Origin of the sequence: Streptomyces sp. NPDC046821, from assembly GCF_040645335.1 — a bacterium.
Classification (GTDB): domain Bacteria; phylum Actinomycetota; class Actinomycetes; order Streptomycetales; family Streptomycetaceae; genus Streptomyces.
On sequence record NZ_JBEYYB010000009.1, the window covers coordinates 312,496 to 331,225 of the forward strand.

General features: G+C 71.6%; 18 protein-coding genes. 4 read left to right on the forward strand and 14 right to left on the reverse strand.

What is annotated here, in order from left to right; translation table 11 throughout:
• Nucleotides 1–94: 94 nt before the first annotated feature.
• The 8 genes from ABZ893_RS20545 to ABZ893_RS20580 all read right to left on the reverse strand — a co-directional run bounded on the left by ABZ893_RS20545 (nucleotide 95) and on the right by ABZ893_RS20580 (nucleotide 9,928).
• Nucleotides 95–2,008: a hypothetical protein gene (locus ABZ893_RS20545; RefSeq protein WP_361405476.1), complete on the reverse strand. Its 1,914-nt coding sequence runs from the start codon at nucleotides 2,006–2,008 to the stop codon at nucleotides 95–97.
• Between the two features lie 119 nt (nucleotides 2,009–2,127).
• Nucleotides 2,128–2,931, reverse strand: a complete 804-nt coding sequence (locus ABZ893_RS20550) for a tyrosine-protein phosphatase (RefSeq protein ID WP_361405479.1) — start codon at nucleotides 2,929–2,931, stop codon at nucleotides 2,128–2,130.
• A gap of 99 nt (nucleotides 2,932–3,030) precedes the next feature.
• The gene (locus ABZ893_RS20555) at nucleotides 3,031–6,177 is read right to left on the reverse strand and encodes an alpha-N-acetylglucosaminidase (RefSeq protein ID WP_361405482.1); all 3,147 of its coding nucleotides are present in this window, start codon (nucleotides 6,175–6,177) and stop codon (nucleotides 3,031–3,033) included.
• Between the two features lie 151 nt (nucleotides 6,178–6,328).
• Nucleotides 6,329–7,321, reverse strand: a complete 993-nt coding sequence (locus ABZ893_RS20560) for an NAD-dependent epimerase/dehydratase family protein (RefSeq protein WP_361405485.1) — start codon at nucleotides 7,319–7,321, stop codon at nucleotides 6,329–6,331.
• Between the two features lie 62 nt (nucleotides 7,322–7,383).
• On the reverse strand, nucleotides 7,384–7,968 hold the full coding sequence (locus ABZ893_RS20565) for a winged helix-turn-helix domain-containing protein (protein ID WP_361405488.1): 585 nt from the start codon (nucleotides 7,966–7,968) through the stop codon (nucleotides 7,384–7,386).
• Nucleotides 7,969–8,064: 96 nt separating this feature from the next.
• On the reverse strand, nucleotides 8,065–8,187 hold the full coding sequence (locus tag ABZ893_RS20570; protein WP_361405491.1) for a hypothetical protein: 123 nt from the start codon (nucleotides 8,185–8,187) through the stop codon (nucleotides 8,065–8,067).
• Between the two features lie 145 nt (nucleotides 8,188–8,332).
• A complete protein-coding gene (glnII, locus tag ABZ893_RS20575) occupies nucleotides 8,333–9,364 on the reverse strand; it encodes a glutamine synthetase (protein ID WP_361405494.1) in 1,032 nt (343 codons plus the stop codon).
• Between the two features lie 201 nt (nucleotides 9,365–9,565).
• Nucleotides 9,566–9,928 (reverse strand): arsenate reductase family protein, encoded by a 363-nt coding sequence (locus tag ABZ893_RS20580; RefSeq protein WP_361405497.1) that lies wholly within the window; start codon nucleotides 9,926–9,928, stop codon nucleotides 9,566–9,568.
• 133 nt (nucleotides 9,929–10,061) lie between these two features.
• Here ABZ893_RS20580 and ABZ893_RS20585 point away from each other — a divergent pair, with 133 nt between their 5' ends.
• The gene (locus tag ABZ893_RS20585; protein WP_361405500.1) at nucleotides 10,062–10,349 is read left to right on the forward strand and encodes a hypothetical protein; all 288 of its coding nucleotides are present in this window, start codon (nucleotides 10,062–10,064) and stop codon (nucleotides 10,347–10,349) included.
• A 98-nt stretch (nucleotides 10,350–10,447) separates the two neighbouring features.
• Here the strand turns inward: ABZ893_RS20585 and ABZ893_RS20590 are convergent, their stop codons facing one another.
• Nucleotides 10,448–11,626: a winged helix DNA-binding domain-containing protein gene (locus tag ABZ893_RS20590; RefSeq protein ID WP_361405503.1), complete on the reverse strand. Its 1,179-nt coding sequence runs from the start codon at nucleotides 11,624–11,626 to the stop codon at nucleotides 10,448–10,450.
• 155 nt (nucleotides 11,627–11,781) lie between these two features.
• Here ABZ893_RS20590 and ABZ893_RS20595 point away from each other — a divergent pair, with 155 nt between their 5' ends.
• Together ABZ893_RS20595 and ABZ893_RS20600 are read left to right on the forward strand one after the other, a co-directional pair.
• The gene (locus ABZ893_RS20595; RefSeq protein WP_361405506.1) at nucleotides 11,782–12,264 is read left to right on the forward strand and encodes a hypothetical protein; all 483 of its coding nucleotides are present in this window, start codon (nucleotides 11,782–11,784) and stop codon (nucleotides 12,262–12,264) included.
• A 2-nt stretch (nucleotides 12,265–12,266) separates the two neighbouring features.
• Nucleotides 12,267–13,631 carry a DUF2252 domain-containing protein gene (locus tag ABZ893_RS20600; protein ID WP_361405509.1) on the forward strand — a complete coding sequence of 455 codons (1,365 nt, stop codon included), beginning with the start codon at nucleotides 12,267–12,269 and terminating at the stop codon, nucleotides 13,629–13,631.
• A 16-nt stretch (nucleotides 13,632–13,647) separates the two neighbouring features.
• On the opposite strand, the gene ABZ893_RS20605 is transcribed toward ABZ893_RS20600, so the two are convergent.
• Nucleotides 13,648–14,157, reverse strand: coding sequence for a DUF1269 domain-containing protein (locus ABZ893_RS20605; protein WP_361405512.1), 510 nt, complete (start codon nucleotides 14,155–14,157; stop codon nucleotides 13,648–13,650).
• A gap of 148 nt (nucleotides 14,158–14,305) precedes the next feature.
• Nucleotides 14,306–15,715: a type I glutamate--ammonia ligase gene (gene glnA, locus ABZ893_RS20610; protein ID WP_361405515.1), complete on the reverse strand. Its 1,410-nt coding sequence runs from the start codon at nucleotides 15,713–15,715 to the stop codon at nucleotides 14,306–14,308.
• Nucleotides 15,716–15,915: 200 nt separating this feature from the next.
• On the opposite strand from glnA, the gene ABZ893_RS20615 reads away from it, so the two are divergent.
• Nucleotides 15,916–16,386, forward strand: coding sequence for an RDD family protein (locus ABZ893_RS20615; protein ID WP_361405518.1), 471 nt, complete (start codon nucleotides 15,916–15,918; stop codon nucleotides 16,384–16,386).
• Between the two features lie 78 nt (nucleotides 16,387–16,464).
• On the opposite strand, the gene ABZ893_RS20620 is transcribed toward ABZ893_RS20615, so the two are convergent.
• From ABZ893_RS20620 to ABZ893_RS20630, 3 genes are all read right to left on the reverse strand, one after another.
• On the reverse strand, nucleotides 16,465–17,163 hold the full coding sequence (locus ABZ893_RS20620) for a DUF4191 domain-containing protein (RefSeq protein WP_361405521.1): 699 nt from the start codon (nucleotides 17,161–17,163) through the stop codon (nucleotides 16,465–16,467).
• 30 nt (nucleotides 17,164–17,193) lie between these two features.
• Nucleotides 17,194–17,397 carry a hypothetical protein gene (locus tag ABZ893_RS20625; RefSeq protein ID WP_361405524.1) on the reverse strand — a complete coding sequence of 68 codons (204 nt, stop codon included), beginning with the start codon at nucleotides 17,395–17,397 and terminating at the stop codon, nucleotides 17,194–17,196.
• A 263-nt stretch (nucleotides 17,398–17,660) separates the two neighbouring features.
• Nucleotides 17,661–18,626 (reverse strand): lipoyl synthase, encoded by a 966-nt coding sequence (locus ABZ893_RS20630; protein ID WP_361405527.1) that lies wholly within the window; start codon nucleotides 18,624–18,626, stop codon nucleotides 17,661–17,663.
• Between the last annotated feature and the right edge of the window lie 104 nt (nucleotides 18,627–18,730).

The window sequence follows — 18,730 nt, forward strand, 5'->3', positions numbered from 1 at the left end:
AGCTTTCGTCTCGGATGCGGTGCGGGTGCGTCAGCTTTCGTCCTGGCTACCTCGTGGATACGTCGGCTTTCATCCCGGCCACCTCATGGATACGTCACCGAAGCGCGCCCACCTGGCGGCCCGTAGCCGTACGTCCCGTCAGCTTCGCCCCCGCGCCCGGACGGGTCGGCGCGGCCAGTACGTTGCCGAGCGCGCGGGCGCCGCCCGTCGAGCTGATCGACGTGACCTGACCGCTCGCGCCCGCCACCACGTACCAGGTCCCGGCCCGCGACTTCCACAGCACGCCCGCGAGCACCATCGGGTCCCGGGTGCCGCACGCCGGGGTCCCCTCCGCCGTCGCCGCGACCGCCGCCGTCACCGCGCCCGGCGCCGTGAACAGGGCCAGCGTCCGCGCGCCGCCGCCCCGCCATGTGTCGGCCCGCGCGCACGACCAGTCCGCCGTGCCCGCGCCCTCGGGCAGCGGCTGGCGGGCGTACGCCCAGGAGTTGACGGTGCGCACGCCGTGGGAGCGGACGGCGGTCAGGGAGCACGCCGTGTGCTGCCAGTCGGCCGCCACTGCTTCATGAGGCGCGCCGGGGCGGCCCGCGGTGAGGTGGGCCGGGACGAGTTCGCCGAGGTCGGTGGAGAGGCGGGTGCCCGTGTCGTCCCGCAGGGCGAGCGCGTTCCAGGAAGCGCACTCGCGGGCCAGCGCCGGGCTGGCGAACGGGGCCGTGACGCCGTCGGGGGCCCGGTCGAGCGGCCGCGCCGCCACCGTCGGGTGCAGCAGGTCCCGTACGGCGGCGCTCTTCACCCAGGGCGCCGTCAGATAGCGGACGTTGCCGTCGGCCCGGTCCACCACAAGGGCGCCCGCCTCCGGTCCCGTCGCGCCGTCCGCCCGCGCGAAGTCGAGCGCGGCACCGCTCGTGCCGTCCTTCGGCTCCGCGTACCGCACGACCCGCAGCCCGTCGTAGAGGAGCACGATGCGCGCGCCGTCGACCTCGCCCGCGTACAGGAGCTGCGGGGGGCCGGGCGGGGCGCCGGCCGGGGTGCCCGGGGTCGCGGAGACCAGGACGGAACCGCCGGGCCGCGCCCAGACCGCGAGGGCGCGCCGCAGCAGTTCCCGGTCGCCCGTCAGGGAGCCGCGCGCCGGCCACACCGAGAAGTCCGTGCGGGCCGACGACTGCCAGGCCGTGTCCGGGACCTGCGTCAGCTGCGCGGGATCGAGCGCCGCCTGTCCGGCCGGGTTCAGCGCGTACGAGGGTGCGGCGGCGCCGTCCGGGCCCCAGCCGCCGCCCGGCAGGCCGAGCAGCGCCCCGCACACGAGCGTCGCCGCGGCGGCCGCGACCACGGCCTTCACATGCTGCCGGCGCCGCATCAGGTCCGGCGGCCTCGCCTGGAGCGAGCACGGGTCGAACTCGGTCGACTCCAGAAGCCCGAGAGCGTCCCTGCTCGCGGGCGTGGCCACCCCGTCCGCCTCGGCGAGCGCCGCGTCCGCGTCCTCGGCCCCGGCCGCCGCGAGCAGATTCCGTACGGCGGTGTCGTCGAGCCCTTCGAGGCCGCGCAGGACGAACGCGGCACGGCCCGCGCCGGTCAGGGCGGAGAGCGCCTGGTCGAGGGCCAGTTCGTCGGCGCCGCCCGAGCGCGGGAAGAGCCGCAGGCCCCACACCTGGGGGAGCAGCGGCGGGAACTGGGAGCGGCGCGGCCAGGCCAGGCGCCGCAGCGGGCGACCGGCTTCGAGCGCGGTGCGCAGCACCCTGAGCCGGACGAACCCGTAGCCGGGGTCGGCGTCGCGGCCCTGCGCCGAGCGCTGCGCGGGGACCGCCGCCGCGGCGGCCGACGTGCGGGCGCGCGGCAGGGCGCGCTGGGTGAGGGAGTGTGCCGTGAGCACGCGGCGGTTGCGGCCGAGGCTGGGCGGAAGCACCAGATAGGCGAGCCGGACGAGCCGTGGATAGTGCTCGACGAGAGCGGCCTCGGCCTGCTCCACGTCGACGACCGGGCCGGAAGGGGGGACGACATCCTGTGACTGCACCTTCGACTGCACGTTCAGCTGAACGAGCGAATCGTCCGATGGTCACTTCACGGGTTCACGTGGCTCGATCTCGCTCTGTTGCTGAATATCCGGTCAACTCACCCATCGGCGTACCGAGTTCAGGCCGTCAGGCGCTGCCGGATCCGCTCCACCGCCTCGTCCGTCACGCCGAGCCCGTCGCGCACGTACGTCGCGAAGTCGCCGTACCGCTCCGTCACCTCGTCCTGGGCGGCCCGCAGGTACGAGGGGCGGACGCCGATGAGCGCGAGGGCGATCTCCGGGTCGCCGCCCTGCGCGGTGAACCCCTCGACGAGCGACGCGAAGGCCTCCCGTACCGCCGCGTTGACCGACAGGTACTCCGCCTCCAGCGTCTCCTGGCCCGCGCCGAGGAGCGTCAGGACGACCGTCGCGCCCCAGCCGGTGCGGTCCTTGCCCGCAGTGCAGTGGAAGAGGACCGGACCCGCGTCCGGGTCGGCCAGTTCGGTCAGGAGCGTGCGGTACGCGGCCCGCGCGGACCTGGTCGAGACGAGGGCGCGGTACGTGTCGGCGAAGAGGGACTCCGCGCGCCCGCCGCCCAGCCGTTCCTCGGCTAGCGCCGGGTCGGAGAGGATCGCCTTGAGCTGGGCGGCGGCCGGCGCGGCCCCCGTCTGCGCGATCTTGTCGGCGAGCGCGTCCGCCACCAGGACCTGGACGCCGTCGGGCACCCGGTCCGGGTAGGAGGCCCGCTCGGCGTTGGTGCGGAAGTCCACGATCGTGCGGACGCCGAGCGTGGCGAACGCCGGATCGGCGGCCGGGTCGAGCCGGTCGAGCTGTCCGGACCGCAGGGCGAGGCCCGATCGGACGACGCGGCCGTCGGACAGCGCGGTGCCGCCGAGGTCACGGAGGTTGGCGACGGTGGTGGCGGGGATCGCGGACGCGGGCATGGGCGGGACTCCAGAGTCGCAGTCGAGAGTGGATACAGAGTCGCAGTCGCGAGTGGATACGCGGCTTTCGTCCCGCCCATTCTGGCCCAGGACGCTCCGCTACCTGAGCTGCCATCCGCTGAACTCGACGGTGCCGCGCGCCCCGCCGCCCCCGTTCGTCGCCGTCATGAAGAGGCCCACGTCCTGGCGCGCCGCCGCCCCCGGCACCCGCACCGTCGCGACGGTCCGCCACGTCGCCCCGTCGTCCACCGAGAAGGCGCCGGTGTACGAACCCCCGGACCGGGTCACCCTCAGCGTCACCGGCGCCGCGACCCCGGTGACGCGCTTGTACGTGTCGAGCGTCCCGTCCCCGTTCGAGTCGTACGACACCACGACCCCGTTGGACGGAGTCACGGAGAGGTTCAGGAAGCCCGTACTGCCGGGTGTGGCAAGGGAGTTGCGGAGGATGAGACCCGCTCGCGCCCACGGGCTGGTCGTGTCCTGGGCCGTCACCTTCACCCGCGCCGACGACCCGTCCGCGAAGGCCGCCTTCCGGTACGCGGAGCCGAACTCGGCCGTGCCCTTCCACAGGTCGGCGCCGCCGCCGTCGATCGCGTACCGGCCGCCCAGCTGCCCGAAGACGGCGGAGTTGTTCGTGACGGTCCGCCAGCCGGAGCCGAGCGGCCCGGCCTCGAACAGCGTGCCCTCGTGCACCGACGCCACCCGGCTCTCGCCCTGCGGCCCGTACCGCACGGTGAGCGTGTACGGCAGCGGACGCAGCGGCCGGTCCAGGGGCGTGCCCGGCGCGTTCGCACGCCAGCGGACCGCGCCCGAGCCCGCCGGTGCGACGCTCGACAGGGACGTGGGGCCCTCGGGAGTGGCGGCGATGCCGGACAGCGTGAAGTCCACGGCGCCGGTCGCCCGCAGCCCGTTGACGTTGCGGAAGGCGGCCTCCACGCGCGCGTGCCCGCCGGGAGGGAACGCGGACGGCTGCGCGGTGACGGTCAGCGCGCCCTGGTACGGCGCCCGCGCGAGCGTGTCCCGCACCCGCGCCGCCGTCGCGTAAGCGTCCCCGACCGGCCGCAGAGGATAGTCCTTGCGCTCCCGCGTCCACGGTTCCTCGAACGCGAACCAGTCGACGGCGGCGGGCTTCGACCTCGTGGACAGCGCGTCCTGCAACTCGTCCAGCCACTTCTGCCAGCGCGGCACGTAGAAGTCCGACATCAGGCCGTGCCACTCACGGTTCGCGTATTCGTGCAGGTCGCCCGGGTCAGCGGTGGCCCGGTCGCCCCACACGGTGATGAGTGCCTTGGCCGTGCGCTCGAACTCGGTGCGCTCGCCGTCGTTCGTCGCGAGCCGCCGCGCGTCCTCGATCCACGGCCCGAGCAGGAACGCCGGATGCGTCCCCGTCACGTCGTCCGACAGCCGCATCAGCTTCAGCCACAGCGTCGCCAGCGCCCGGAACGTGCCCTCGTCCTTCCTGCCGTACGCGGCCCGCAACTGCGGCAGCAGCTGCCGAGACCGGTGCGCGAGCGCCTGCCGCGCCACATCCACCAGGTCGTACTTGTACGCGGCGCTGCCCCGCAGCCCGCCACTCACCCCGAGCAGCCCGCTCAGCGCCGCGTCGAAGCGCCCCGGGTCGTACGTCAGGCCGCGCGGCGCGAACTCGGCGGCCCGGTTCGCGGCCAGGTCGGGCCGCGCCGCGAACAGCGAGTCGTGCGCGTCACTGCGCTCCACGGCGGTGTGCTGGTACGCGGTGTCGTGCAGGGCGCTCCAGGCCGATCGCGCCTGCGCGTCCCGCCCGCCGTAACGGAAGTCGGCGTACGACGAGAACCAGGCGGCCCGGTCCAACGGCCGCTCAGTCCAAGCGAGTTCGGAGAACAGCTCGAAGGCCGCCGGGTCGCGGTCGGCGCCCTCCGGCATGAAGGCGGTACCGACGAGCGCGCTGCCCGGCTTGTCGCGCCACGCGAAGAACTTCTCGTTCCAGACGTGGGCGCGGGCGCCGATCGTGGTCCGCCCGCCGAAGTTCGGGATCGTGCCGAACGCGTACGGCGTGCCGTCCCAGTCCTTCTCGCGGTCGGTGACGCTCGTGAAGCGGTCGGAGACGCCGTCGACGATCAGCATCCGCTTCTTGTCGATCGCGTTCACGAGCGCGGGCAGCGGGTTCGCCTCCCAGCCGAGGATCACCCAGGTGGCCCCCGGATGCGCCTTCTGGAGCGCCCGCTCGACCCCGCGCGCGGCGTCCGGCACGGGGACGTCGCCGGCCGTGCCGCCCTCGTGCAGGAGGTCCATCTTGAAGTGCTTCGCCGCACCGAACAGATCCTTCTGGTGCCGGTAGAAGGACGCGGCGACGGAGGCGAAGGAGCGGGTGCGCGGGTCGAGCCAGTCGGGCCGGCCGAAGCCGTGCCAGGTGCCCTGCGGCACGACGTGCGCGTCACCGCCGTTGCGCTTCACGAAGCCGCTCGGCACGTGACCGTAGTAGCCGGGGAACACGGGCGCCATGCCCAGCTCGCGCAGCCGGCCCGCGATGCGCTGCCCCAACTCGACGCGCTTGGCAATGAGTTCGGGGGAGAGCGGCCCGCCGTAACCGGACAGGTTCTGGAGCAGCCACCACGGCTGGTGCGTCGGCGCGGGCAGCCAGGCCCGCGACTCCGCGTCGCTGTACCCGAAGTCCTTGAGGACACGCTCGTAGACGGCCTCGGTGCCCGCGATGACAAGCACCTCGTTGCAGCCGTGCACCGCGAGGACGTCGATCATCCGCTCCCAGTACGGCCAATCGGCGTAAGGCGCGGTGTAGCCGTCGTTCGTGTCGTTGAGCGCGAACCGGTGGCGCAGTCCGGTGGACCTCTCCAGCGGGCGGGTGGGCGCGGGCAGGGTCTTCGGCAGGTCGAGCTGGCTGCCCTGCCAGGCGATGTGCGCCCCGCACACGTACTTCAGATACCAGTGAACTCCCGTCAGCAGCACGGCCGGTGTCGTCCCGGACACCTCGATACGGCCCTTGCTCCCGGTCACCCGGAACCGGTCGCGGCCGCTCTGCGGGGCGACGAGCGTGAGCCGGAACTGGCCGGCGTGGGCCGGGAGCAGCCGCTTGAGCGCGGCGCGTACGGGAGCGGTGGTGAAGGCGGGAGTGGTCAAGGCGGTGGTGGTGGCAGTGGCGGTGAAGGCACGGCCCTCGGCGGCGTGCGCCGTGGCCGGGAGACCCCCGGCGGCTCCCAGGCCGATCGCGCCGGCGGTGCCGAGGACGGTACGTCGCGACAATGCGGTCATATGTGTGCCCCCTGGGTCGGATGGTGCGGCGCCGCACGGTAACCCTGAGAGCCCCCTCGCTCCACGGTCCTTACACGGATGGCGAGTTCGTGTCGCCGCGCGGGCGAGGGGGGTGTAGCTATGGGACGTGACCCAAATGGGTGACGCTGCGTCAGCTGTTCAGAACCTTCGCCTCCGTCGCCGGGTCGAGGCCGAGGGAGGGGCGGTCCGGGCGGTGCGGGGGTACCCCGCCGATGGAGTCCAGCCAGGCCCACGTGTCGACGACGGTCTCCTCGACGGGCCGGCAGCGCAGCCCGGCCGCCACCGCCTTCGTCACGTCCGCGCTGTGCAGGGCGGCATGTTCCTCACTGTCCGGCGGCACCCACACCGGCAGCTGCGTCCACGGCTCGATCCCCGCCTCGATGATCACCTCGGGAGCGGTCCACCGCAGCTCGGCGCCGTCGCCGGCGACCTGCGCACACGCGTCGAGTAGCTGCCCCATGGTGGCGTGCCCGGAGGGGCTGATCAGGGTGTACGGGCCGCTCAGGCCGGCCTGCGCCGCGTCGAGGGTCCAGGTGGCGAGGTCGCGTACGTCGATGTACTGGAGCGGCAGGTCCCGGGGGCCGGGCGCGAGGACGGGGCCGCCCCGCGCCATGCGCGTCAGCCACCAGGGGAGCCGCCCGACGTTCTCGTACGGGCCGAGGATCAGGCCGCAGCGCACGAGGAGCGAGCGGTCCGCGCCGAACGCGTCGATCGCCGCGAGTTCGCCGCCCCGCTTGTCCCGCGCGTAGTCCGTCGCCTCCGCGTCGGGCGAGGCGCCGTCGACGAGCGGGGCGTCCTCGGTGTACCCGGGTGGCGGCGCCCATTCGTACACGGACATGGTCGACACGTACACGTACCGGCCTACCCGCCCCGCGAGCAGCCGGGCCGCGTCACGGACCGCGCGGGGCGCCGACGACCAGGTGTCGACGACGACGTCCCACTCGCCCTCCGCGAGCGCGCCGAGCCCGCCGTCCGCGGTGCGGTCCCCGTGCAGGGACCGCACCCCGTCGGGCGCCGGGTGTCGCCCGCGATGGAAGACGGTGACGTCCCAGGACCGGGCGAGCGCGGCCTCCACCACGGCTCGCCCCACGAACTCCGTACCACCGAGCACCAGAAGTCTCATACCGGTGACTCTGCCCGCTCTCGGTGCGTCAGGACATCGGTTCCGCCAAGGGGCGAATCGGATCAACGGGCGGTCGGCGGCGTGTACTTGTAGCCGACGCGCCGCACCGTCTGGATCACCTGGCGGTGCTCGGCCCCGATCTTGCGCCGCAGCCGCGCGACATGGACGTCGACCGTCCGCCCGTCGCCCACGTGCCCGTAGCCCCACACCGTGGTCACCAGCTGGTCCCGCGTGTGCACCCGGTGCGGATGCGCCACGAGATGCGCGAGCAGCTCGAACTCCAGGTAGGTCAGGTCGAGTTGACGGTCGTCGACGTGGGCGGTGCGCCGGACCGGGTCGATGCGCACGAGGGCGTCGGCGGTGTCCGCAGCGGGGGCCTCGTGAGCGTAAGGGCCCTCGTGCGCGGGCTCGCTCGCCAGGGGCGGCTGCTGGTCCGCCGGTACGAGGACCAGGTAGCCGATCATCGGCGGCCGGCCCGGGAGCGTCGGCAGCGTGTGGGGCGGGGCCGGCAGGAGCGTGGCGCCCGGCGGCAGGAACGCGGAGACGTCCAGGTGCGGGCCGAGCGGAGGGACCTCGTCCCGGTCGACGGCACGCAGCCGGTGCCGGGCGGGAGAAGGAGCGACGGAGAGCGGGTGGGCGTGTGCCATGAGTGGTCAACTCTTTCGCGCGAGAAGTCGTCTGAGAAGGACGTACGTCATGCGCGCCGGCCGAAGGCCGTGCGACCCGTGCGGACGGGGACGGTTTTAGAGGGCCTGCGCGTTCACCGCGCGGCAACACACCCGGTCGAAGTCGTGGTGCTGGCGGGACGGCCAGAACGGCTCAAGGTCATGACGACCCTGCGCACTGGTGTTCCGGAAGTCGGCCATGCCCTTATTGAAGCAGACGGGATACGGGAACAAGAAGGCGCCCGCACAATGTGCGGGCGCCTCCCAAGAGTTGATGGCCGGAATCAGACCTGCCCGGCCGCTCTCACCGCCGTGGATCAGACCTCTCCGAGCCCTCCGCCGTGGATCAGACCTGCCCGGCCTTCTCCAGCGCCGTGCAGCACGTGTCGACGATCAGGCGCGTGACGACGTACGGGTCGACGTTCGCGTTCGGGCGGCGGTCCTCGATGTAGCCCTTGCCGTCGCGCTCGACCTGCCACGGGATGCGGACCGAGGCGCCGCGGTCGGAGACGCCGTAGGTGTACTGGTCCCACGGAGCGGTCTCGTGCAGGCCGGTGAGGCGCTCGTCGATGCCCGCGCCGTAGTTCTTGACGTGGTCCAGCGGCTTGGAGCCCTCGCCGAGCGACTCGCACGCGGTGATGATCGCGTCGTAGCCCTCGCGCATCGCCTTCGTGGAGAAGTTGGTGTGCGCGCCCGCGCCGTTCCAGTCGCCCTTGACCGGCTTCGGGTCGAGGGTCGCGGAGATGTTGAAGTCCTCGGCCGTGCGGTACAGCAGCCAGCGGGCCACCCACAGCTGGTCGGAGACCTCGAGCGGGGCGAGCGGGCCGACCTGGAACTCCCACTGGCCGGGCATGACCTCGGCGTTGATGCCGGAGATGCCGAGACCCGCCTTCAGGCAGTTGTCCAGGTGCGCCTCGACGACGTCACGGCCGAAGATCTCGTCCGAGCCGACACCGCAGTAGTAGCCGCCCTGCGCGGCCGGGAAGCCGCCGACGGGGAAGCCGAGCGGGCGGTCGCCCTCGAAGAACGTGTACTCCTGCTCGATGCCGAAGATCGACTCCTGGCCCTCGAAGCGTCCGGCGACCTCGGCCAGCTCGGCCCGCGTGTTGGTGCGGTGCGGCGTCATGTCGATGTTGAGGACCTCGCACATGACGAGGATGTCGTCGCCGCCGCGGATCGGGTCCGGGTACGAGGCGACGGGGCGCAGCACGAGGTCGGAGGCGTGGCCGTCGGCCTGGTTGGTGCTCGAACCGTCAAAGCCCCAGAGCGGCAGCTCGTCGACGGCCGGCGCGGAGCCCGCGATGATCTTCGTCTTCGAACGGAGCTTGGCCGTCGGCTGGGTGCCGTCGATCCAGATGTACTCAGCCTTGAACGTCACGGGGGCCACATCCTTCGGTGGGTCTGTGCGGAGCGGTCGTCCGCTGGTGCGGCGCCTCTGTGCTGCTCAACAGACTGTCAACCGGCGATTTCCCGTCCGTTGCCCGAATGTGAACCCCGTGTTACCTGGGCCTTTTGTGGCCGGAGTCACGTCCCGGCCCGCGCAGGCCTTTCAGGGCACGCGCGGGCCGGGCACGAGGGGTCACTTACGGCCGAGCGCGTCCCGGACCGCCTCCTCGCTGCGGCCCACCACCGCCGTACCGTCCTCCGCCGTGATGATCGGCCGCTGGATGAGCTTCGGGTGCGCGGAGAGCGCCGCGATCCAGCGGTCGCGCGAAGCCTCGTCCCGCGCCCAGTCCTTCAGGCCGAGCTCCTTCGCGTCGGCCTCCTGCGTCCGCGTGATGTCCCACGGCTCCAGGCCGAGCCGGTCCAGGACGCCGCGGATCTCGTCCTCGGACGGCACGTCCTCCAGGTAGCGGCGGACCGTGTAGTCGGCGCCCTCCGCGTCGAGCAGGGTGAGCGCGCTGCGGCACTTCGAACAGGCCGGGTTGATCCAGATCTCCATGCGGCCAACGGTACGGGATATACCCGCTGACCAGGGGCTGTTGTCAGTGCCCGCCCGTAGAATAGAAGCAGTGTTCGAGGGAGCGTCCGGGGCCGCGGAGGGCCCCGTGAGGTCTCCCTCCCGCGACAGGAGGATGTCTGTGCCCGCTGCCGCACCGATGCTGACCGACCTGACCGAGCTGACCTTCACCCCCGTCAAGAAGAAGCCCCTGCCCGCGGGACGCCCCCGCGACTGGTACATCACCCATAACCGCCGCCTCAAGGCCATGCGCCTCGCGATCGCCCTGCTCGACTCGGGCGTCTACCTCCCGAACCAGGCCCACAACAAGGCGATACGGAGCGCCGCGGAGCGCGTCGGTATCCACCCGCCGTCGGACATCACCTGCCACATGGTCCGCGCGCTGATGCGCTACAGCCGCTGACCCGTCGTCGACATCGTGTGCCGCCCGCCCGTCACTTCCCGACGGGCGGGCGGCACACGGCAGTTCAGGGCCACCCATGCACGGGCCCCCACGGAACCTCAGCCCCGCGCCAGCTCCTTCTCCAGCGGCGTACGGAAACGCGGCGTCACCCGCGCGTCCCCCAGCCACCCCTGAAGCGTCGCGACCCGCTCCTCTACCGCCGCCGCGCCCTCCCGGCCCACGTCCGCGAGCAGCCGCCACCTGACCTCACCGTCGGCGCCCTGTGCCCACCCGCCGGCGATGCGCCCGTCCCACCACACGGTGGGCCCGATGTTGCCCGCCCCGTCGAAGAGCGGCGCCCGCAGCTCCGGCGGCAGATACCAGTCACGCTGCTGCCAGCCCATCGCACTCGGGTCGAGCCCGGGAAGCAGGGCGGCCCACGGCTCCGCGTCGGCGGCGACGGGTTCGACGTGCTCGGGCAGCACGTACCCGGCCCCTTCGTCGAGCTCCACCTCGACGGCCTCGACCGCCTTCAGCGCCCGGCGTACGTCGGTGACCTTCCACCCCGTCCACCACTTCAGGTCCGCCTCCGTGGCGGGACCGCACGCGCCGAGCCAGTGCCGCAGCAGCTCCGACTTGGCCTCGGCGACGGGCAGTTCGGGGTGCGCGGGCGCCAGCGCCCAGCGGAACTGGCTCGACGTCCACGAGCCGCGCGGCCGCCCGCGTACGACGCGCCCCTCCATGCCCAGCACCCGCAGCACCCGCGTGGAGATCGCCTGCCAGGCCTCGTACTTCTTTCCCGGCGCGTACAGGAGCTGGGTGCGCAACCGGGGTTCGGCCGCCGCCAGTTCGGCCGCCGTCGCCTCGCCGCGCGCCGCGAGCACGGCCAGGGTGCCCGCCTCGACGTCCGCGAGCCACGCCGCGTCGTGCTCGCTGCCCGCCTCCAGAAACTTGACGAAGGAGGCCCGCTCCCGCGCCGCGACCTCGATGCCCGTGGAGGCGTGCACCACGGCGGTGAGCGCGGTGGGGAACACGAACACCGTGTGCCGCATCCCGTGCATCCGTACCAGGGTGCGGTCCTCGTACAGCGCGCGCTGTACGTCGGCCACGGTCTGCGAAGGGTCCGCGAGGCGCGCGCCCACCGCCAGGTACACGGTGGACGGGTCCGTGCCGTGGAGCGCCACGAGCGAGGCGGCGACCTCCTCGGCCGAGCGGGCCCGTGCGGCGGGCGCGAGCCGTTGCCCGGCGGCGAGCCGGGCCCGCCGCTCCGTCGCGTCGATGTGCCGCCGACCACTCACACGTACCTCCCAGGGACAGTCCACCGGCCGTGCCCCATCCTGCCTCCGGATCCGGCCGGGCTCACCTGATTGCCGTGCCCGGCATGACGGGGGTCCCGGGCGGCCTTTGACTTGAGGGGACTGATGTACGGGCCGGAATGGCAGCGGGAGGCGTGATGTCGGTACGTGGCGTGCGGGGTGCGGCAGCCGGACTGCTCGTGGCGATACTGGTGCTCGCCGGGGCCGGCTGCTCCAACAACAACACGAGCCCCTCCAACGAGGCGTCCCAGGCCGCCTCCGCCGCGTCGTCCGTGGCGTCGCGGGCCGGCGAGGTGATCGCGTCCGCCACGGCCAAGGCCCAGCAGGAACTGGACCGCATCAAGGGCGGGGTGAACGCCAAGGGCGACATCGCGCTGGGCTCGGTGACGAACGACGGCGGCCGCAAGAGCGTCCCCGTCACCGCCACCAACCACTCCGGCTCCCAGGCGTCGTACGCGGTGCAGATCGACTTCCGCGACCCCGGCGGCAACCTCCTCGACGTGGTCGTCGTGACCATCGACAACGTCGGCAACGGGAAGTCCGGCAAGGGGACGGCCCGCAGCAACCGCGACCTGAGCGGCGACGTGACGGCGGACGTCGCACGTGCGGTGCGGCACTAGCCATGGCCGCGCCCGCCTACCGCCGAGTCAGCACCCCGCACGCCCGCGCGGCCCGGGGCAAGGCGGCCCGCAAGCGCGCGTCACGCGGCTCGCACGCGGCCTGGATACCGGCCGCCGACCGCACCGACCCCGTCGTCGTACTCGAACAGCAGGCCGCCGACCGCGTCACCGAGCTGCTGCCGATCCGCTACGGACGCATGGCCGCCTCACCGTTCGGGTTCCTGCGCGGCGCCGCCGCCGTGATGACCGCCGACCTGGCCGCCCAGCAGGCCACCGGCCTCACCGTCCAGCTCTGCGGCGACGCCCACCTCCTGAACTTCGGCTTGTTCGCGTCCCCGGAACGGTCCCTGCTCTTCGACGTCAACGACTTCGACGAGACCAGCCCGGGCCCCTTCGAATGGGACGTGAAGCGGCTTGCCGCGAGCATCGCCGTCGCCGCGCGCGACAACGGCCACAAGGACGTCCAGGCCCACCGGTCGGCCCGCGAGGCCGCCTTCGCGTACCGCACGGCGATGCGCCGGCTCGCCGGGATGGGCGAACTCGCCGTCTGGTACGAGCACATCGACGCCCACGCGCTGCTGCCGCTCATCCGCTCGGGCCGCGACCGCCGCCGCGTCCAGGCGACCCTCGCGCACGCCACCCGCCGCACCAGCCTGCACGCGCTCGGCAAACTGACCGAGATCGTCGACGGGCACCGCCGCATCATCCACGACCCGCCGCTCCTCGAACCGGCGAGCACCCCCGACACGGCCACCGTGCGCAAACTCTTCGGCGACTACCGCTCCACCCTCGCCGAGGAGCGCCGCCGCCTCCTCGACCGCTACCGCTTCGTCGAGGCCGCCCGTAAGGTCGTCGGCGTCGGCAGCGTCGGCACCCGGTGTTTCGTCGTACTCCTCGAAGGGCGTGACGCCGACGACCCGCTGTTCCTCCAGATCAAGGAGGCCACGCGGTCCGTCGTCGAGGACCACCAGCCGCACGGCCCGTACGTGCACCCGGGCCATCGCGTCGTCGCAGGCCAGCGCCTGCTCCAGGCCACCCACGACATCTTCCTCGGCTGGATGACCGGCCCGCAGGGCCGCGCCTTCTACTGGCGTCAGCTGCGTGACATGAAGGGCTCCGCCGACGTGGCGGGGATGGGCCCGGAGGTCCTGCGGGACTACGCCCGCCTCTGCGGCACCGCGCTGGCCCGCGCCCACGCCCGCTCGGGCGACCGCATCGCCATCGCCGCGTACCTGGGCCGCGCCGACACGTTCGACCGAGCGGTGGCCGACTTCGCGCTCCGCTACACGGACCAGAACGCCGCCGACCACACGACGTTGCGCCGAGCGGTGGCGGACGGCCTGATCACGGCGGCACCGGGGGTGTGACACCCCCGGCACCCGCCTACGAACCCTGCCTGCTGTGCGCCTGAGCCGCCTGGATCGCCGCCCGCAGATGGTCCTCCTCCTCATGACTGAGGGAGGTCTGCACGAGCTGCCCGCCGAACGCGGCGATCTCGGGGATCACCTTGTCCCCGGCGGCCTGCTTGACCAGGAGGAACAGCGCGGCGGCGCCGGGCCGCAGATTCTGGCTGAGTTCCTTCATGAAGTCGTCGTTGATACCGGTGTCGGTCACGGCACCCCCGGCGGCCCCGGCCGCCGCCCCCACGGCCGCACCGAGCAGCGGAGCGAGAAACAGCAGCCCGATGACCCCACCCCACAACGCCCCACCGGCAGCCCCCAACGCCGTTTGGTTCACCGCCTGATGCAACTTGATCTTCCCGTCCTCCCGCCGCTCGACGACGACGATGTCCTCGAGCTCGACAAGATGCTGCCGAGAAAGATCAATAACCTTGTCCCGCACCCGCTCGGCAGTAGCGAGATCGTTGTAGGCGAGAACGAACAGGTTGCTCATACGACACTCCTCAATAGCCGGGTCAATTTCGCCCGAGTTTATGAGGGTTTACGGGGCCGCGCAGCGCAAAACCCCCGCCCCTCCCGAAGGAGGCGACGGGGGCCTGAGCTGCTCGGAGTACGCGGCTGGGAAACCCGGCCGGGCCGTCCTAGAGGTCGAAGTAAAGCTCGAACTCGTGCGGGTGCGGGCGGAGCTGGATCGGGGCGATTTCGTTTTCGCGCTTGTAGTCGATCCAGGTCTCGATCAGGTCGGACGTGAAGACGCCGCCGGCCTGCAGGTACTCGTTGTCGGCCTCCAGGGCCTCGAGGACCGCGGGGAGGGAGGTCGGGACCTGCTGGACGTTCGCGTGCTCCTCGGGAGCCAGCTCGTAGAGGTCCTTGTCGATCGGCTCGGCCGGCTCGATCTTGTTCTTCACGCCGTCCAGGCCGGCCATCAGGAGAGCCGAGAACGCGAGGTACGGGTTCGAGGACGGGTCCGGCGCGCGGAACTCGACGCGCTTGGCCTTCGGGTTCGAGCCCGTGATCGGGATACGCATCGCGGCCGAGCGGTTGCGCTGCGAGTACACCATGTTGACCGGCGCCTCGAAGCCCGGCACCAGGCGGTGGTACGAGTTCACCGTCGGGTTCGTGAACGCGAGCAGCGACGGCGCGTGCTTGAGGATGCCGCCGATGTAGTAGCGGGCGACGTCCGAGAGGCCCGCGTAGCCCTGCTCGTCGTAGAACAGCGGCTCGCCGCCGGCCCACAGGGACTGGTGGACGTGCATACCCGAGCCGTTGTCACCGAAGATCGGCTTCGGCATGAAGGTCGCGGTCTTGCCGTTCCGCCAGGCGACGTTCTTGATGATGTACTTGAACAGCATCAGGTCGTCCGCCGCGGCGAGCAGCGTGTTGAACTTGTAGTTGATCTCGGCCTGGCCGGCGGTGCCGACCTCGTGGTGCTGGCGCTCGATCTGCAGACCGCTCTTCTCCAGCTCCAGGGACATCTCGGCGCGCAGGTCGGCGAAGTGGTCGACCGGCGGGACCGGGAAGTAGCCGCCCTTGTAGCGGACCTTGTAGCCGCGGTTGTTCTCCACCGCACCGGTGTTCCAGGCGCCGGCCTCGGAGTCGATGTGGTAGAAGCTCTCGTTCGCCGACGTCTGGAAGCGGACGTTGTCGAAGACGTAGAACTCGGCCTCGGGACCGAAGTACGCGGTGTCGGCGATGCCGGTGGAGGCGAGGTACGCCTCGGCCTTCTTGGCCACGTTCCGCGGGTCACGGCTGTACTGCTCGCCGGTGATCGGGTCGTGGATGAAGAAGTTGATGTTGACGGTCTTGTCGCGGCGGAAGGGGTCGACGCGGGCGGTCGACAGGTCCGCGCGGAGCGCCATGTCGGACTCGTGGATGGCCTGGAAGCCGCGGATCGACGAACCGTCGAAGGCAAGCTCTTCGGTCGGGTCGAAGGTCGCCGCCGGGACGGTGACGTGCTGCATCACACCGGGCAGGTCACAGAACCGGACGTCGATGAACTTGACGTCATTGTCGGCGATGAACTTCTTCGCGTCGTCGGCGTTCTGGAACATCCAACTCCTCCTACTCCCACCCAGGGAGGGGCGGGGTTGCAGCTCTAGCAGCTCGGTGGTGCGGCCAAGTGCGGTGGCACACGCTGGACCCCGACCTTATGCAGGCGGGATTTCTCAAGCATGACCCATTTGTTTCGCCGACGTTAACCGGAGCAGGGGGCCAGGGCAGGGCTCGGTGGCCGAGCGCGTACCTTGGACGGGTGGACAACAGGCAAGCAATCGGATCGTGGCTCTCCGGGCCGCGCGCGGCCGCCGAGGACGCGGGTGTCGAATTCGGGTACCGCGGTGAGCAGCTGGGACTGCCCGAGACCGGTCCGGGCTCGATCGCCCGTCCGGGTAGGCGTATCGCCGCTCTCTGCATCGACTGGGCCCTGTGCATGTTGATCGCCTACGGCCTCCTCACGCACGGTTACAACCAGCAGACGGGGAACTGGGCCCTGGCGATCTTCTTCGTCCTCGGCCTGCTCACCGTCGGCACGGTCGGCTTCACGCCCGGCAAGCGCATCATGGGCCTGCGGGTCGTCGCGGAGAACGGGGGCGGGCGCCTCGGCCTCGGCCGCGTCCTGCTGCGCACCCTGCTCCTGTGTGTCGCCGTCCCCGCGCTGATCTGGGACCGCGACGGCCGCGGCCTCCACGACCGCCTCGCCCGCGCGGTCCAGGTCCGCGTCTGACGCAATCTGCTTCTACGACGACGAAGAGGCCCCCGAACCGATCGGTTCGGGGGCCTCTTCGCAGTAGAAGGGGGTGGGTCAGCGGCCCTTGCCGCCGCGCGGCATACGCATTCCCTTGGGCATCGGGCCCTTGGGGAGCGGCATGTTGCTCATCAGGTCGCCCATCGCCTTGAGGCGGTCGTTGGTCGTCGTGACCTGCGGGCCCGCGAGGACGCGCGGGAGCTTGAGCATCGTCGTACGGAGCTTCTTGAGCGGCACCTGGCCCTCGCCGTTGCCGACGAGGATGTCGTGGACCGGAACGTCCGCCACGATGCGGGCCATCTTCTTCTTCTCGGCCGCCAGCAGGGACTTCACCCGGTTCGGGTTGCCCTCGGCGACCAGGACGATGCCGGCCTTGCCGACCGCCCGGTGGACGACGTCCTGGCTGCGGTTCATCGCCACGGCCGGGGTCGTGGTCCAGCCACGGCCGATGTTGTCGAGTACCGCGGCGGCCGCGCCGGGCTGGCCCTCCATCTGCCCGAAGGCCGCTTTCTCGGCACGGCGTCCGAAGACGATCGCCATCGCGAGGAAGGCGAGCAGGAAGCCGAGAATTCCGAGATATACCGGGTGACCGATCAAGAAACCGATCGCGAGGAACACACCAAAGGTGACGATTCCCACAGCCGCGAGTACAAGACCGATCATCGGGTCGGCCTTGCGGGTCATCTTAAAGGTCAGGGCGATCTGCTTGAGTCGCCCGGGGTTCGCAGCGTCCGCTGCGGTTTCCTTCCTCGCCATGCCTTGAAGTCTACGTGGCCGGGCAACGGACTACGACGTGCGGGCGGCCACAGCCTCCTCGAGCACGCGCTCCGCCTCCACCCGGTCCTTGGCGCGGCGGCGGTCTTCCAGCACGGAGGTCCAGGCGTTGCGGCGGGCGGTGCGCTGTCCGCTGCCCATGAGCAGCGACTCGACCGCGCGGAGCGCGTTGGTGAAGGTCGGGATGGCGGTGGCGCGAACGGGCGCGGCCTGCATTGGGTGTTCCCCCTCGGGAGAGACTCCGGCTACGTGTGTACGTGGCGTGAGTACAGCGTCACTGTTCGGTGTTACCAGCGCATGACGGAAGGGTCAAACGGCCGTGAAGCCTCGGTGCGGGGGAGCCGGAAGCAGGACGCGGCCCTGACAGGCCCCCCATCTGCGGGGACTGTCAGGACCGCGTCCTCACGACCGTTACCAGCCGGTAATTACCTGTGCGTGACTTCACACGGCCGCTGGCGGACCGTGCGGGTGGCGCCGGATCAGACCGCCTGCGAGGCGACGTACGCGCCGCGCTTCTCGACTGCCATCTGGTACAGCCGTCCCGCGCGGTACGAGGAACGCACCAGCGGGCCCGACATGACGCCGGAGAAACCGATCTGCTCGGCCTCCTCCTTCAGCTCCACGAACTCGTCCGGCTTCACCCAGCGCTCCACGGGGTGGTGGCGCGGCGTGGGCCGCAGGTACTGGGTGATGGTGATGAGCTCGGTGCCCGCCTCGTGCAGCTGGCGCAGCGCCTCGCTGACCTCCTCGCGGGTCTCGCCCATGCCCAGGATCAGGTTGGACTTGGTGACCAGACCTGCCTCGCGGGCCTTCGTGATGACCTCGAGGGAGCGCTCGTAGCGGAAGCCGGGGCGGATGCGCTTGAAGATGCGCGGCACCGTCTCCACGTTGTGCCCGAGGACCTCGGGGCGGGACGAGAAGACCTCGGCCAGCTGGTCCGGGTCGGCGTTGAAGTCGGGGATCAGCAGCTCGACCTTGGTGAAGCCGCCCTCGCGCTCCGCCGTCATCGCGTGGATCTGGCGCACGGTCTCCGCGTACAGCCAGGCGCCGCCGTCCTCCAGGTCGTCGCGGGCGACGCCGGTGATCGTGGCGTAGTTCAGGTCCATCGTGACGACGGACTCGCCGACGCGGCGGGGCTCGTCACGGTCCAGCGCCTCGGGCTTGCCCGTGTCGATCTGGCAGAAGTCGCAGCGCCGCGTGCACTGGTCGCCGCCGATGAGGAACGTGGCCTCGCGGTCTTCCCAGCACTCGTAGATGTTCGGACAGCCCGCCTCCTGGCAGACCGTGTGCAGACCCTCGCTCTTCACGAGTTTCTGCAGGGCGTTGTACTCGGGACCCATCTTCGCCCGGGTCTTGATCCACTCGGGCTTGCGCTCGATGGGGGTCTGGCTGTTCCGGACCTCCAGGCGCAGCATCTTGCGTCCGTCGGGTGCGACTGCGGACACGACCGGCTCCCTACAACTTCGATTCTTCGGCGTACCTCAGGGTACGCCCGTGGTCTTCATGGGCCTTACGGGTGGCCAACCTGCGGCGGGCGGGGCACATTCCC